This window comes from Psychrobacter sp. 1044, from assembly GCF_904846525.1.
Classification (GTDB): domain Bacteria; phylum Pseudomonadota; class Gammaproteobacteria; order Pseudomonadales; family Moraxellaceae; genus Psychrobacter.
Genome location: NZ_CAJHAZ010000018.1, coordinates 21,204 through 35,179 on the forward strand (window position 1 = coordinate 21,204; position 13,976 = coordinate 35,179).

Below are 13,976 nucleotides of genomic sequence, written 5' to 3' on the forward strand. Positions count from 1 at the left end.
GAATGGCTTAAATGAATCATTCTAATGTTCAAATTTTAGCTGTCTATCTTATAATTTTTGAAAATATATTCTACTAATGCCGCAAAATCATCAAAGGCTTCGGTAGGGTTTAACTCACGAATGTCTTGCCCATAGTTATAGCCATAAGACAATCCAAGCGTATCCATATTAGCATTTTGTCCGGCTAAGATATCGTTTCTAGAATCGCCAATCATCACAGCTTGTTCTGGAGTGACGTTCAACGCTTTACAGACATGCAGTAGCGGTGCTGGATCAGGCTTTTTAGTTGAGAGACTATTACCGCCTAATACTTCACTGAATAAGTCCTGCCAGCCAAAGGATTGCAATATTTTCGGTACAAAACGAATCGGTTTATTGGTCACTAAGGCCAGCGTAAATCCTGCCGCTTTTAGCTTTTTTAGTCCGCTATCGACATCTGGGTAAGCAACGGTTTTGCTACCACTGAGATTTTTGTAAGCCTCAAAAAACAGGTGCTCTGCGTGATTGGCTTCCTCGACCGTAAACTCGCCTTCTAACACCTCTACCTTACCTACTAGTGCGCGCTCTACCAGCAATCTTGAGCCGTTGCCTATCCAGTTTCGTATGGTCTCGATAGGGTAAGTCTCTTTGCCCAGCATGTTTAACATCGCATTAGTCGCATCAGCCAAATCTGGCACACTATCAATGAGCGTGCCATCGAAATCAAAAATCAAAAGTTGCTTAATATCTACAGTCATTATTATTTGCCCACGCTATCAATTTTATACTTCTTTGGAGTATTAGCTCCAAGCCCTCATTACCTTAGCACAGCAAATCATGAATTCAATTATTTAACAGTCTGTCATTATAGATATTTCTATCTTTTCAGACTAAGGGTAATGTTTTATTGATATGTTTCATGCTTATTCAACCTCTTTATAACGTTCGCGATGCTCAGCTTTCATTCTTAAATAATCTTCGTTCTCACGACACTCGTCCCATTTTTGTTTAAATATGCGCGCTGACTCTGCTTTGACTGGGTCTTCGATTTGTCGTGGCAACTCTTCGCGACCATGTGCGCCGCTTTGACCTTTTTTATCATCGGGCACTGGCCCTTTGTATTTTTTGCCGCCTTTGTGATTGGCATAACGACGGGCGCGGGTATAGCCCATTTGAATAAATTTGCGCGCCATATCAGCACCCACAAAGTCATCGGCCGCCAGATAATCTAAAAACATCTGATAAATTGTCTCGCTGCTCTCAAGCGCAATATCAGGGGTCGCAAAGCGCCAGTGTGGCAGGATTTCGGATTTGTATGGCTCTACCAGTAATACGCCTTGCTCGCCGCGCCCGACCCGATACAGCTCTGGCTGCGCGCGTAAATCTAGGTTTTTATAATCCAAATCGTAATCGAACGCTCTCATCGCTTTTCCCTATTAGTATTCGTCATCTGTCAAATTTATCATTATCAATGCTATCGAGTATACTGAGCGCCGCTGTCTAAAAAACAGCACAAAAATGTTATGCAACCGTGATAGTAAGCGTTTAGCATAGAGAATAGAATCAATCATTGAGCAGGTCTGAGTAGGTTAAAGTTATGACAGTTAATAAAAACATCCTCAATAGCATCAGTCTAGCTGGCTCGATTTTTACGATGTCGTTAAAAAGTATATTTATGATATCGGTGCTGCTGCTCATCAGCGTATTAAGCACCAATGCTGCCCATAGCGCATGGTTTGAGCGGTTGATTCCGCAAGGAGAAACTTATACGGTACGTGAGATAGATCGTGATTTGGCGTTCGTGATTGATGGTTTCATTTATGATGCGCGCACGTCTTGTTTTTTAGCAGTGGGCGATCGGGTGATATTTTTTGAAGGGCGTCATGGTATCGATTACCGCGCGACGGTTTATGACTTAGACTCGCGTGAACGTTGCGAGGTGTTGTTAAGAAGACGTTTGTCATAAGCTATTAGACTTATTTCAGAACGGGATATAAGCATAAAAAAAGCCCCAAACAGCAATGTTCGGGGCTTTTTAGAATTCTTAAACGAATGGTGGCTCGAGGCAGGTTCGAACTGCCGACACACGGATTTTCAATCCGTTGCTCTACCGACTGAGCTATCGAGCCGTCTTCGTTGAGGCGCTATTAAACTAAATATAGACGTTGCTGTCAAGTAGTTTTTGCATAATAGAAGATAAATAATCAAATATTGGCAAAATTAACTGTTTCTGCTCTCGATTTAGTCTTTAACACGCAGTAAATCATACTCGCTCATGATACGGTGAATATCCGCATCGGCAGGGACAAACTCACGGACGCCTTTTTTTATCTCAGCATCATAGACCAGTTTGATGAATTTGGCATCGATAGCGCGACCGCGATTTTGCTGATGTACCGTTAAATATTGCAGACGCTTGGCGTCGGTTTGCCCATCATCAAAACAGGCAACCGCAGCGATAGGCTTGTCATTAAACATACCGACATACAGACATTGCCCGCGCTTAAAACCCTGCTCAACGATATTCAATACCTCGAGACCGTCAGGCTGCGCGTCATCGCTATCGTACAATGCCTGCAAGCGCTCTGCTAGCTCATTGTCACGCGCAGGTTTTTTGATAAGTGGTGCATCCAAGCTATTAATGGCGATCGCTTCTAAAGGCATAGCAGTTCCTATAAGCAGAGGGTTTTTATCGTATAAAGTAGCAGTATGACACAGCACAAAGTTATAACACGGCAAAAGTCATAGAAAGTAGGCTGTAGAATATGATATCTAAAAGTCAGTGCAAATCATGATTAATAATACTGAACACACTATTTTAGCAGAATGAGGTAATTTTGTGCGTGGTTTACCGCTTGGTCGTGGCAGTAAATGTTAGGGTTTGCTATGATGAGGCTAGATGATATTTAGTACGTACAAACTCTAATACCTTGATATCTTTTGTATATATCATTTTCTACTACATTTTTTGCTAGCGCTGACCCAGACACTAGTAAAATATTTAAACATGTTTTGCCTTATTTATTGACCGCTTTTCACTGATAAAAACTGATAGAGAGTAGCCATGACAGCCAATGCAATGACGACTGCTGATACACCTGAGCAAAATGCACCAAAAAACCTAAATCTACATGGTCGCCCTGAACGTATTGCGACCGTTGAGCGCATTACTGCTGAGACCCAAGTGACTTGTACCGTCAATCTTGATGGTACGGGTCAAGGAGTTGTAGATACTGGCGTACCGTTTTTGGATCATATGATTGACCAAATCAAGCGTCACGGTTTGTTTGACTTAGAGATTAAATGCAACGGTGATACCTTTATCGATGACCATCATAGCGTTGAAGACACTGGTATTACCCTTGGGCAAGCATTTAACAAAGCATTGGGCGATAAAAAGGGCATTCGTCGTTATGGGCACTTTTATGCGCCGCTAGATGAGGCATTGACCCGCGCTGTCGTCGATCTATCAGGACGTCCGGGTTTACACATGGACATTCCCTTTACCCGTTCGCATGTCGGTAATTTCGATGTTGACCTGTTTAGTGAATTCTTTTATGGTTTTGTGAACCATTCTTGGATGACGGTGCATTTAGACAATCTAAAAGGCAAAAACAGCCATCACCAAATCGAGTCTACCTTTAAAGCGTTTGCTCGTGCGTTACGTATGGCTTGCGAATATGATGAGCGTGCGTTAAATACATTGCCATCGACCAAAGAGGCTTTCTAAGGCGCATTTAAGGCTCTTCTACGGTGTCAGTCAAGCTTGGCGTACTAGTTGTACAGCCTGCGCTTGACTTCCTTGTAGAAAAACCTTATCTACACCTTGGTAATAGCCAATAATATAAATAGTATAGTAATCAAAATATCTAAAATGAGAACCAATTGATGACTAAAGTAGCACTATTAGATTATGGCATGGGCAACTTGCACTCTGCTAGTAAAGCACTATCGGTAGTCGGGGCAGACGTCTCTATCACCAATGACCCAAAAGTCGTCGCTGCGGCAGACAAGATTGTCTTCCCCGGTGTCGGTGCGATGCGTGACTGTATCGCTGGCATGCATGAAGCAGGGATTGATGACGTCATACGCCATGCGGTGTTTAACAAGCCTGTCATGGCTATTTGTGTGGGCATGCAGGCATTGTTTGAGCAGTCCGCTGAAAATGGTGGTACAGACTGCTTGGGTATCTTAAACGGCACTGTAGAAGCATTTGACCCTACGTGGAAAGACAAGCAGGGCGCAACTATAAAAGTACCGCACATGGGCTGGAACACCATTAGCGGTATGGATTTTGACCATCCATTGTGGCATGGTATTCAAAACAACGCGCATTTTTACTTTGTGCACAGCTATTACTGCGAGCCTACTGATAGCTCACAAGTGGCAGCGATATGTGACTATGGTCAACCGTTTTGTGCCAGTGTCATCCAAGATAATTTATTTGCCACCCAGTTTCACCCAGAAAAAAGTCATACTGCTGGCTTGCAGTTGTTGAAAAATTTCGTCGAGTGGAATGTGTAAATAGACGATAAATGTGAAGTGAATATTTAATTTAGTAGAAGGTAGATTATCAATTGTATAATCTGCCTTTTTTATGCTCAGCCATCACTTTGTAGCTGCCACTCTTTAGCTATTATAGTTTAGCCGTCATGGTTTAGTGATACTCTCAGTCGTTTTCTACTTGCTTATATTTGGAATACTCTAGTGGATTTTACCGCTTTTAAAATCAATATTATTGAAGTATCTGGCCTTGCCAAAGATGCCTTACATATCTATGTCGGCGTCGGCATCTATCTTTTGTGTCTGCTTGTGCTGCGTCCTATCATTAAAAACCAAAGCATCAGATCATTCTTAGCTTTAGTCGTCGTGACGGGCATTGCACTGTTGGGCGAGTATTTAGATAATCGAAATACGATTGAAGCGTCAGGCATGGCTGGCTTAAGCCACGAACAGCTGGTCGCCAGCCTCCGCGATTTGATCAATACCTGCATGCTGCCTTATGTGCTTTATGCCTTAAATAAATGGACGAAGATATTTCATTCGTCCAACCCCTTAACTAAGCTATTAAAGCAGCGCTAATATACTAAAGTAATTTTCTTTAAGTCGTTAAAAAAGCAAACTTAAGTAGGATTTTATGGTGTAAAATTCATAATATAAAATATATAGCAGACCATATTATGTCTTCATTTAAAATACCTACTCATATTTTTTCTTCTATCATTCTATGCCTAACGACGTTTAGCTATCATTCAGCAGTGGCAAATCAAAATGTCATCATTGACCTAAACAAACCCATATCGGCAGCACTTTTGGCGCAGTATAATCGTGGTGGTATCGAGATTGACTACGATGATACGACTGTATTGAAATACATTTATGTGACAGCAAAAGATGGGGCAATCGCACGTCAGTTACCAAGCGGCGCTGCTCGAAAGGTGAAAAGCTATACCTTTGGTGAGAAACTAGACGTCATTGAAGATAGAAAGGATTGGTATACGGTACGAGATAGTATTGATAGACAATACGATGAGAACAATGACGGTGTTATTGATAAAAGTATTAGTCAATGGGAAAAAGTCTTTGTGAAAAAAGAGCAAACGGGTTCTACTATGCCCGCCTCGCTAACGTCCAAAGATTTAAACATACTAGCATATCTATCCGTTGGCGAAGACTACGAGTATTTTGAAGATGGCAAAGCACTTAACGACTACCTAAAAATAGAGCTGATTGATAAGGCTTTGTTTGAGAAAAAACGTCCACTTGCTGTTGATTTTCTATCAAAAAATAAAAGTTTTAAAAAGAGAAATGGTGTGATATCCATTCCAACTGCAAAAAAACCAGTGAAGTTTGTTGATAAAGATAATGGTGATGACGGCGATGAGCGTTTTGATTACATCGGTAGTATCGATTTTTTAAACCAACATTTAATAGAAGGAAACTACTGGGAAAGCTCGAACTACGAGATGATTGATAAAAATTCGGGTGAGATGACGCAGGTATTTATAGATTATCCTCATATCTCTCCCAATAAAAAATATATCATCTCAGCCTATACCAACCCATATGAGCAATACACCGATCTAGAGCTGTATAAAATTAAGGGAACAGACACCATCCCGATTATGGGTGCAGGCTTTATGCATTGGATGCCTATTGTTGAACCAGAAAATATATTTTGGGCAAAAGATGGTTTCCTATACCTAGCGGTTAATCATAGCGCTGCCTTTTGGAAAGAAGATGGGCATATCAATGATGAGTTTCAATATATTAGGATAAAGGTGGATTTATAATTGTTAGGCTAAATACTAACGAGTAGCATCGTAAATGCGCTCAAAGTTATTTTCAGTAAACTCAAAACAGAAGTATCCACTATCCTCATCACGATAAGCAGAAATATCTCCCTCTATACAGAATTCGTTAGAATCTTTAGAAAAACTTAGTTTTTTATAATTAACTAAGTATCTAAAAGGATAAGCTATTTGAGTTTCTGGGTTGATAACAACTAAATAACCAAAGTTATCTTCCGGAAATACTAAAACTTTATCTTTATCAAAATTAACAGTCTTGTCAGTATTTTTATAGGATATTTGATTATATTCGTCACAAAAGTCTTCTACACCATAGTCATAGTTGCATTCTTCATTGCCATGAATCAAAACTTTATAGTCGGCGTCATCGGAATGTACAGCGCTACAACCAGACATTAGAAGTAAGACTATAGCTGACATAAGTCTCATTTAGTTATTCCTAAAATAATGTGATGGCTGTAACTGGCGTAGAGACTTTCGAATACTTTTACACTAGATCTAATTATAATCCTCAGCTCACTTGCAAAACCTATCTCTGATCATACAATTCACGCACCACTTCACCAATCGCTGCAATACCATCAGTCAGCGTCTGCTCATCCGCCGCGATACTCATACGAATACATTCATGCGCATGCTGATAATCGCTAACATCGACACCAGGGAAGAAATACTGACTTGGTACAATGAGCGTGCCTTTTTCTTTTAAAATCTCGTACAGCTCAACCGTGGTAATCGGCAAGTCTTTAAACCACAACCATAAGAATATCGCGCCTTCAGGCTTATGAATCATCAACGGGTAATCACCCAATGCTTCTTTTAACAGCTTCACGGCAAGGGTCGCCTGCTTTTGATAAAACGGTTTAATCTCATTATCAGCTAACTGCTTGATACGATCGTTTTCTACCAATGGCGTGGCAATCGCTGCACCAAAACGTGTCGGCGCTAGATTCACCACCGCATTCATCGCGCTGACCGCTTCGATCACTTTCGCATCGGCTACGATAATACCCGTACGCATACCGGGCAGGCCGATTTTAGACAGGCTAAAGCACAGAATCGTATTGTCATCCCACGTCAAATGCGCGTCTGAATAGATGATGTTAGGGAAGGGCATACCGTAGGCATTATCGATGATAAGCGGGATGTCATAACGTTTGGCAATCTCGGCCAAATGCGCCATTTCGTCATCCGTCAGTACGTTGCCAGTCGGGTTGGTCGGGCGTGAGCAGCAAATCGCGCCAATACGACCTTCCTTTAGCGCTGGCAAGTTCTCTAATGCGTCAAAATCGACACGATATTTAAAGAAGCCTTCTTCACCATCATGAGTCACTTCATCGATATGTGGCAATACCGCAGCGAAATGCTGACCTTCGACATGCACGTCGCTATAGCCGATATACTCAGGGGTCAATGGCAGTAGAATGGACTTGTCTACAGACTGGTTCTGTTCATCAGCGAAAGCGCCGCCAAACAGATTAAACAGGTAGAAAAACGCATTCTGTGAGCCATTGGTCAGGGCGATATTTTCTGACGTTAGATTCCAATCATAATGACGGTTAAAGAAGCCAACTAAGGCATCGATAAAGGCCGAATCACCTTGCGGATTAGAGTAATTCGCCATGCTGATGATCGCGCTACTATTGGCCTCACCTGCATCGTTGTCATTACCAAGCGCCTTATACGTCTCCAAAAACAACTCATTGACCGCATCAATTTTGGCAGGATTACCACCGCCCAGCATGTTGACTGGCTGATCGCTCTTTAGCGCATCGCCCAAATCGTCCATCAATTGTGAGATGCCAGTGGGCTGGGTAAATTTTTGACCGAACTTTGAGAATTTCATAAGGCTACCATGCTGTTTTGGAGGATGTTGTAAGAAGGGATTTGATTGATAAAAATTAGGCTAGTATAGCAAATGAGGGCTAGGTAATCCCGCCAATAAATAAGCAAACTGCATGGCTGATATTGGTTTATATGTCTATACACTTTGTGAAGCGAAAACACCTTCTATATAGATAGTATCTAAGCACAGTGGCGTTCCAATGTTCGAGCGGTCACTTTTATACAAGGTGATGTATGTGTCATGGTTCTATCAAGCTACTCATAAAATCAGAATTTAAACGCTCCTCCAGTCAACGTTTGTGGCGGTAGGAAAGCTTTAAAAAAATCAATTTTAAACTTTAATTCACATTTAGAAAGTCATTTTAAAATATATAGACTTGTGCGATGATAGAGGATAAGTATCCGCAAAACATTAATTTTTTCAATGAACGTATTTACGAGAACAAGGAACAAAGAACAAAGATGATAACTGAAACAATAACGTTAAATTTGATATCTAACTTTTTATACACCTTTTTGATAACTACAATAAAGCCTTCTTTTGATGAGTTGATGAAATACTTTACTAAGAAAAATATTGTCTTAACTGAGCCACAAGCTAAAGCACTTATGAATATCGTGGAAAATGAAAGTTGGAAATCAAAGGCTGAAAAGTTGGATAAAGAAGACTTTATAGAAGAGCTGAAAGGAAACCAAAGTCTCCAAAATTTCTTCCAAAATTTCAACCAAGTAACTGACAACCGTATAAAAATGAATGGCGATAATAACTCTGTTAATACTGGTAGTGGTGATATTTTAAATAGTAATAGCAGAAAGATAAGTACTAATAGCTATGTTGAAGATAATCGTACTATTCATAACCATAATGGTAATGATGAGACAAAAAAGTCCTAAAGCTACCACCAATAGTAGAACCTAGTTTTTTAGGTCGTGAAGCAGAGTTGGTAGCTATTACAGAATCTATGCAGAATGGGCAACGTCATATACTGCTATACGGTATGGGTGGTATAGGAAAGACTGAATTAGTAAGTTATTGCGTACACAAATGGAACAAAGATTCATACTTTGAATTTAATAGTATTGTTCACATTGATTGTAGTATTGATGTAGAAACAGGATTTCTCACTAATTATAGTGTGCTTGAGCAACTTGGGCTTAGTAGATTACCAGAAGATAGCATTTCTAATAAACTAGACGAGATTATTCAATCACTTAATAAGATCACTGGACTATTATTAATATTAGATAACTTACCTTGGCAGGAAGATTTATTAAATAAATCTTCTAATCAATTGCGTGGATTTAAGACTTTACCATGCCATATAATAGCCACCTCACGTAGTCAGGATTACGAAAGGTTCGAAAAATTTCATATTGACCTACTCTCAATTGAACATTGTATCGATTTATTCTTAAAGCATAGTGAAACAGTCAAAGAACGAGAAATAGAGTTTGTTAATGATATAAAAGAGATCGTTAAGCTAGCTGGAAGACACACTTTAACTATACAGCTTTTAGGAAAAACTACTTATTGGAAGAACTGTAATCCATATGAATTATTAGAGTTATTAAAAAAATATCAATTTCATATTGATACTAAGGTTCCCTATGAAGATCACTCGGAATTTAGTAGAGATAGCGTAAATAATGCTTTAGGTAAACTTTTTTCACTATCTGGACTCACAGTTGAACAAAAAGAAATCTTATATTTTTTATCTCTTATGGAAAGTAAAGAGGTTACCTTCGACATAATTTCTGAATGGCTAGGACAGGGTTTTGTTACTGATAAAAGTGTACTAGTAATTTTGCTAAATAGTGGCTGGTTACAAAAATCAGTTTTAATTAGTGAGACAGCCAATAAGACAAATATTCAGTTTTATAAGCTACATGAAGTTGTCGGTCATGCTATACATAGTGAATTTATTAATACATATTTGAGTGATAAGCGATTTGATTTTCTATACTCTATTACAGTTAGGTTGAAATCTTACTATAGTAAGTTTGATATTCATAAAAACGGTTTACAGTTAACTAAACAGCAGAGAAAAGAGCAGTTAGTTAATGCATGTCTACCTGCTTTGGATCTTATTTTTCTTCCAGCGTTTGCCTAACTGAAGAACCCAAAACTATTGAGATATTCACTAGAGAAATGAATGAATATATAATATTTTGTCAAAAGCAGGGTTTTTATACCATAGCTGAAAACACTTTAAAAAAGAGTATAAGCCATATTGAAAAATATTTGAGTAATTCGAATATGAACTATATAAATACTCTAGCTAATTTAGCGAATATTAGGCTTGTTACGTGTGATTTTAGTTCAGCACTTTCAATTCTTGAGCCTATTATAGAAATAAGTGAAAAAAAACTGATAAAGATTATGCTTTTGAAGATGCTTATGCATCAGTACTTAACAGTTTAGCATATTGTAATAAACAATTAGTAAGTATGGAAGAAGCAGAAAAATTGTATTTGAAAGTTCTAAGTATTAGAAAGAAGTACGAAGAGATCGATAAGAAAAGTTATCTAGTTATACTCAATAATCTAGGTGGACTTTATACTGAAAAGAAAGCTCATGCAACAGCATTTTTTTATTTAGAAAAAGCGAAAAGTGTTTTTGATGAATTAAAAAATGAAGATAAAGATCCTCTTTATTACGCTAATATCATTAGCCATTTAGGACTTATACATTTAGATAACAAGAAATATAAAGAGGCGATAAAGTTATTTGATCAAGCTCTTGATATTCGAGAGTTCTACTTAAATGAGAGGCATATAGACTGTGCTAGTAGTTTATCTAATTTAACAAAAGTCCATATTATGATGGGGGAGTTCAAAGGGGCACTAACTTATTGTAAAAAGGTAATAACTATTCTTGAAGATAAATTACCCCTTTATGCATTGGAAGCTAAAGAAATGATAGATACTCATGAACTTTTAATAGAGATATTGAAAGAGTAGATGTAGTAATATGTATTGCTGTTATTATAACTCATTCTCATTTGAGTCATGAATTTAAGAATCACAGATACCTTTATCAAGTATTAATATTATTTACTATAGATGTGATTTAGATAAGTGTTTTAACCCTGATTGAAGCTGTTATAAAGACTTATTTAAATCGGTAAGTAGTAACGAAAGAAAAACCCCTATTAAGGGGTTTTTCTATATAAAACTAAAACTGAATACGCTTAAACCATCGCTCGAACCCGCGCCATAATCCCACGTCCAATCACCAGTTTCACATAAATAATGGCAATGGCAAATAGTAATAAGACTAACGCCGCCCCGCCCATAGCTAGATTTGCCCACGGCATACTAAACTGTAAATTAAACCACTGAGTAACGGCAAGCCAAGCACCACCAGTGGCGATAATCACGGCAAAGGTCGCCGCGCTAACACCAAGCACGCCCAGCTCCAAGATATTGAGCATATATAGGTCACGCTTTTGCATGCCTAGTAGTCTAAATGACGCGCTGTCTTTCATGCGATCTTGTGAGGTGGACAGTAGCGAGCTGATCAGCACCATGACCCCAGTGAGCAGAGCAAGCAAGGTAAACAAATAGACCAAGCGGCTCATTTGTACAACCAGCTCTTGGATTTGCTTGGCAATGGCAGTGCCGTCAATCGTGGTGACAGCAGGGAACTCGCGTACCAGTTTGCCTTGTAGTTCTGGAATGTCATTCTCTGATACGTGTGCAGTGGCAAACTGAATCTGCGGAGCAGCGGACAGTACAGACGGCTCAAATAAGAAATAGAAATACGGGCTTGGGCCACGCTCATAGCGCGTGCGAATACTGGTAATTTGCCCGACGATTTCGATCCCTTGAATGTTAAAGCGAACCTGATCGCCCATACCGACATTGAGCATACTGGCGGCAGTGTCCAAGATAGATAAGGGTTTGACTTGCTGATCGGTATCATCGATAGGCGTATACAGCGCATCGTCTGTGAGTGAGTCGGTGATATACTCAGTATCCATCACCGTATCGGCGTAGCTTAAGTTAAACACCCGCGTAGGGTCATCAAACCCATCCTCAGGCTCGATATCTTTTGCTGGGACATCATTTGCCGTCTCCACACGGGCACGAATGACCGGATAATAAGTGACGGGTACTTTAAGAACACTGTCTATCTTGTCGTGCTGATCGGTCTGCACATCGAGCAAAAACAAATTGGGCGCATCTTCAGGATAGGCATTAATAAACTGGGCATTGATACTGTGATTGAGTGTCGTGATGAGCGTCAGCACCGCCACCGATAGCGATAAGGTGACAAAGAACAACGCTGATTGGTTGCCTTTACGCGCAAGGTTATGAATGGCGATACGCTGCATCCAACTGACCTTGGTATTGCTCGCCAATTTGGCAAGCAGCCAGAGCCACCCACGCGCCAGTAGCCAAAATATCGCCACAAAGCCAATCAACCCGCCCAATAGCTGCGCCCCTAATGACAGTGAACCAACTTCATAAGCAAAGAAGGCATACAACCCTGCCAGCACCAAGCCATACCATAGTAAGGGCACGCGCCGATACCAAGGCAAGTTTTGTGTTTGCGTACTCGCTCCTTGATTGAGTAGAGTAGCGGGTTTGGTTGTGTTAAGTGCGCTAAGACCACGCTGTGCAATCAGCAACGTCAGGACTAGAGCAATTACAATGGTTTTGACCGCACTAATTGGATTGATGGCTAGGCCAACATCGGCAGGCAAGATAGCAACCAAATATGGCTGACCGATTTTAAGCAAACCTAGACTCAGTATAATCGCGGCGACACAAGCAATGGCAGTGGTGACGATAAGCAATTGATAGTAGCTGCGCTTGAGTGAGCCAAGCGGTTCACCTAATGCCAAGCGAATCGCATTAGTTGACTGCTGTTTGCTGACAAAGGCGCTAATGACGCCGTACATGGCGACCGCCGAAAGTAGCAACACTGCGATGACCAGTAGCTTTAAAAACATCAGTACATTATCAGAGATACGTGAGACCGAAGTGTCTGCGGACTCTGCGTCAGAGAGCTCGATATCAGGATAGTTGGTCAGTATCTCTGTGAGCGCATCACGCTGCGTGGTTATCAACTCTGGATCGCCTGCCATCTCGATACGATAGTTTATTCGGCTACGTTGACCCAATAGGTTGGTCGCTGCGAGTGAGTCTTGATGCATTAAGACACGCCCACCAAACCCAAAGGTGGTCAGCGGGCGATCAGGTTCTTTTGTCAGTACATCACTTATTTTGAACTGCGCATCGCCAATGGTGATACGGTCACCGACATTGGCCTGTAGACTACTGAGCACTTCTGGCGCGACGATGACACTGTCAGAGGTTAGCTGCTCCCACAGCGGCTGTCCTGAGGCAAGCTCCGCTGTACCGTATAAGGGATAAGACGGCGAGACCGCTTTAATGCTGGCAAGCAAGGTTTGCTCATCATTGACCAGCATGGCGCTAAACTGATAGTCATACACCGTCTGCGTATCGGGGATGGTTTCTACCTGCGTCAATACTTCACTTGGCCAGTCTTGCTTACTGTTTAGAATCAAATCGCCACCAACGAGCGCGCGCTGATTGTCATTGATATAGCGATCGAAAGACTGCTGCACCGAGTCGAGGGTTAGGTAAGTTGCAAGCGATAACGTTAAGGTTAGTAGAAACAACACGGGATACACCCAGCGTTGCCACCAGCTACGGCTTAGTGCTTGAGAGCCGAGTGTTTGAAAACCTAGGATACGGGTAAATAATTGATTGAGGATACCGCTAGGATAGCTGGACTCTTGACGCATACTGGTATCAGTCTTTTTTGTATCAGCTGGTGGTTTATTGTCTGTGGGCTTACGATTCATTAAG

The 13,976-nt window shown here is 40.6% G+C and carries 14 protein-coding genes, 1 tRNA gene and 1 pseudogene; 9 read left to right on the forward strand and 7 right to left on the reverse strand.

The features are described 5' to 3' along the window. Window positions 1–35 precede the first annotated feature (35 nt). Together JMX82_RS11895 and JMX82_RS11900 are read right to left on the reverse strand one after the other, a co-directional pair. Window positions 36–737 (reverse strand): phosphoglycolate phosphatase, encoded by a 702-nt coding sequence (locus JMX82_RS11895; RefSeq protein ID WP_201540689.1) that lies wholly within the window; start codon window positions 735–737, stop codon window positions 36–38. Between the two features lie 165 nt (window positions 738–902). Further along, window positions 903–1,403: a DUF4385 domain-containing protein gene (locus JMX82_RS11900; protein ID WP_060492083.1), complete on the reverse strand. Its 501-nt coding sequence runs from the start codon at window positions 1,401–1,403 to the stop codon at window positions 903–905. A 173-nt stretch (window positions 1,404–1,576) separates the two neighbouring features. Between JMX82_RS11900 and JMX82_RS11905 the strand changes: the two genes are divergently transcribed. Beyond that, window positions 1,577–1,945, forward strand: coding sequence for a hypothetical protein (locus JMX82_RS11905; protein WP_201540690.1), 369 nt, complete (start codon window positions 1,577–1,579; stop codon window positions 1,943–1,945). A gap of 87 nt (window positions 1,946–2,032) precedes the next feature. On the opposite strand, the gene JMX82_RS11910 is transcribed toward JMX82_RS11905, so the two are convergent. Both JMX82_RS11910 and JMX82_RS11915 read right to left on the reverse strand, forming a co-directional pair. Continuing rightward, a tRNA-Phe gene (locus JMX82_RS11910) sits at window positions 2,033–2,108 on the reverse strand. A gap of 112 nt (window positions 2,109–2,220) precedes the next feature. Then, entirely contained in the window at window positions 2,221–2,643 is a 423-nt protein-coding gene (locus tag JMX82_RS11915) for a hypothetical protein (protein WP_201540691.1), read from the reverse strand. 400 nt (window positions 2,644–3,043) lie between these two features. On the opposite strand from JMX82_RS11915, the gene hisB reads away from it, so the two are divergent. From hisB to JMX82_RS11935, 4 genes are all read left to right on the forward strand, one after another. Further along, entirely contained in the window at window positions 3,044–3,709 is a 666-nt protein-coding gene (hisB, locus tag JMX82_RS11920; RefSeq protein WP_045453866.1) for an imidazoleglycerol-phosphate dehydratase HisB, read from the forward strand. A gap of 158 nt (window positions 3,710–3,867) precedes the next feature. Continuing rightward, on the forward strand, window positions 3,868–4,503 hold the full coding sequence (gene hisH / locus JMX82_RS11925; RefSeq protein ID WP_201540692.1) for an imidazole glycerol phosphate synthase subunit HisH: 636 nt from the start codon (window positions 3,868–3,870) through the stop codon (window positions 4,501–4,503). A 183-nt stretch (window positions 4,504–4,686) separates the two neighbouring features. Further along, window positions 4,687–5,061, forward strand: a complete 375-nt coding sequence (locus JMX82_RS11930) for a hypothetical protein (protein WP_201540693.1) — start codon at window positions 4,687–4,689, stop codon at window positions 5,059–5,061. A gap of 98 nt (window positions 5,062–5,159) precedes the next feature. Further along, on the forward strand, window positions 5,160–6,272 hold the full coding sequence (locus JMX82_RS11935) for a hypothetical protein (RefSeq protein WP_201540694.1): 1,113 nt from the start codon (window positions 5,160–5,162) through the stop codon (window positions 6,270–6,272). A 15-nt stretch (window positions 6,273–6,287) separates the two neighbouring features. Here the strand turns inward: JMX82_RS11935 and JMX82_RS11940 are convergent, their stop codons facing one another. Continuing rightward, a complete protein-coding gene (locus tag JMX82_RS11940) occupies window positions 6,288–6,710 on the reverse strand; it encodes a hypothetical protein (protein ID WP_201540695.1) in 423 nt (140 codons plus the stop codon). Between the two features lie 109 nt (window positions 6,711–6,819). Beyond that, on the reverse strand, window positions 6,820–8,136 hold the full coding sequence (locus tag JMX82_RS11945; protein WP_201540696.1) for a valine--pyruvate transaminase: 1,317 nt from the start codon (window positions 8,134–8,136) through the stop codon (window positions 6,820–6,822). Window positions 8,137–8,597: 461 nt separating this feature from the next. On the opposite strand from JMX82_RS11945, the gene JMX82_RS11950 reads away from it, so the two are divergent. From JMX82_RS11950 to JMX82_RS14390, 4 genes and pseudogenes are all read left to right on the forward strand, one after another. Further along, window positions 8,598–9,029, forward strand: a complete 432-nt coding sequence (locus tag JMX82_RS11950) for a hypothetical protein (RefSeq protein ID WP_201540697.1) — start codon at window positions 8,598–8,600, stop codon at window positions 9,027–9,029. Between the two features lie 47 nt (window positions 9,030–9,076). Continuing rightward, complete coding sequence (locus tag JMX82_RS11955; RefSeq protein ID WP_201540698.1) at window positions 9,077–10,246, forward strand: NB-ARC domain-containing protein; 1,170 nt, start codon at window positions 9,077–9,079, stop codon at window positions 10,244–10,246. A 301-nt stretch (window positions 10,247–10,547) separates the two neighbouring features. Beyond that, a pseudogene (locus tag JMX82_RS14385) lies at window positions 10,548–10,736 on the forward strand (tetratricopeptide repeat protein); the annotation flags it as partial. 66 nt (window positions 10,737–10,802) lie between these two features. Then, window positions 10,803–11,096, forward strand: a complete 294-nt coding sequence (locus JMX82_RS14390; protein ID WP_265089324.1) for a tetratricopeptide repeat protein — start codon at window positions 10,803–10,805, stop codon at window positions 11,094–11,096. Between the two features lie 230 nt (window positions 11,097–11,326). Here the strand turns inward: JMX82_RS14390 and JMX82_RS11965 are convergent, their stop codons facing one another. Next, a complete protein-coding gene (locus tag JMX82_RS11965; protein ID WP_201540700.1) occupies window positions 11,327–13,972 on the reverse strand; it encodes an ABC transporter permease in 2,646 nt (881 codons plus the stop codon). Between the last annotated feature and the right edge of the window lie 4 nt (window positions 13,973–13,976).

What these genes read in the sequence shown, in the direction of transcription:
- JMX82_RS11895 (WP_201540689.1), bottom strand. Translation starts at nt 737, where the DNA reads ATGACTGTAGATATTAAGCAACTTTTGATTTTTGATTTCGATGGCACG.
- JMX82_RS11900 (WP_060492083.1), bottom strand. Translation starts at nt 1,403, where the DNA reads ATGAGAGCGTTCGATTACGATTTGGATTATAAAAACCTAGATTTACGC.
- JMX82_RS11905 (WP_201540690.1), top strand. Translation starts at nt 1,577, where the DNA reads ATGACAGTTAATAAAAACATCCTCAATAGCATCAGTCTAGCTGGCTCG.
- JMX82_RS11915 (WP_201540691.1), bottom strand. Translation starts at nt 2,643, where the DNA reads ATGCCTTTAGAAGCGATCGCCATTAATAGCTTGGATGCACCACTTATC.
- hisB (WP_045453866.1), top strand. Translation starts at nt 3,044, where the DNA reads ATGACAGCCAATGCAATGACGACTGCTGATACACCTGAGCAAAATGCA.
- hisH (WP_201540692.1), top strand. Translation starts at nt 3,868, where the DNA reads ATGACTAAAGTAGCACTATTAGATTATGGCATGGGCAACTTGCACTCT.
- JMX82_RS11935 (WP_201540694.1), top strand. Translation starts at nt 5,160, where the DNA reads ATGTCTTCATTTAAAATACCTACTCATATTTTTTCTTCTATCATTCTA.
- JMX82_RS11940 (WP_201540695.1), bottom strand. Translation starts at nt 6,710, where the DNA reads ATGTCAGCTATAGTCTTACTTCTAATGTCTGGTTGTAGCGCTGTACAT.
- JMX82_RS11945 (WP_201540696.1), bottom strand. Translation starts at nt 8,136, where the DNA reads ATGAAATTCTCAAAGTTCGGTCAAAAATTTACCCAGCCCACTGGCATC.
- JMX82_RS11950 (WP_201540697.1), top strand. Translation starts at nt 8,598, where the DNA reads ATGATAACTGAAACAATAACGTTAAATTTGATATCTAACTTTTTATAC.
- JMX82_RS11965 (WP_201540700.1), bottom strand. Translation starts at nt 13,972, where the DNA reads ATGAATCGTAAGCCCACAGACAATAAACCACCAGCTGATACAAAAAAG.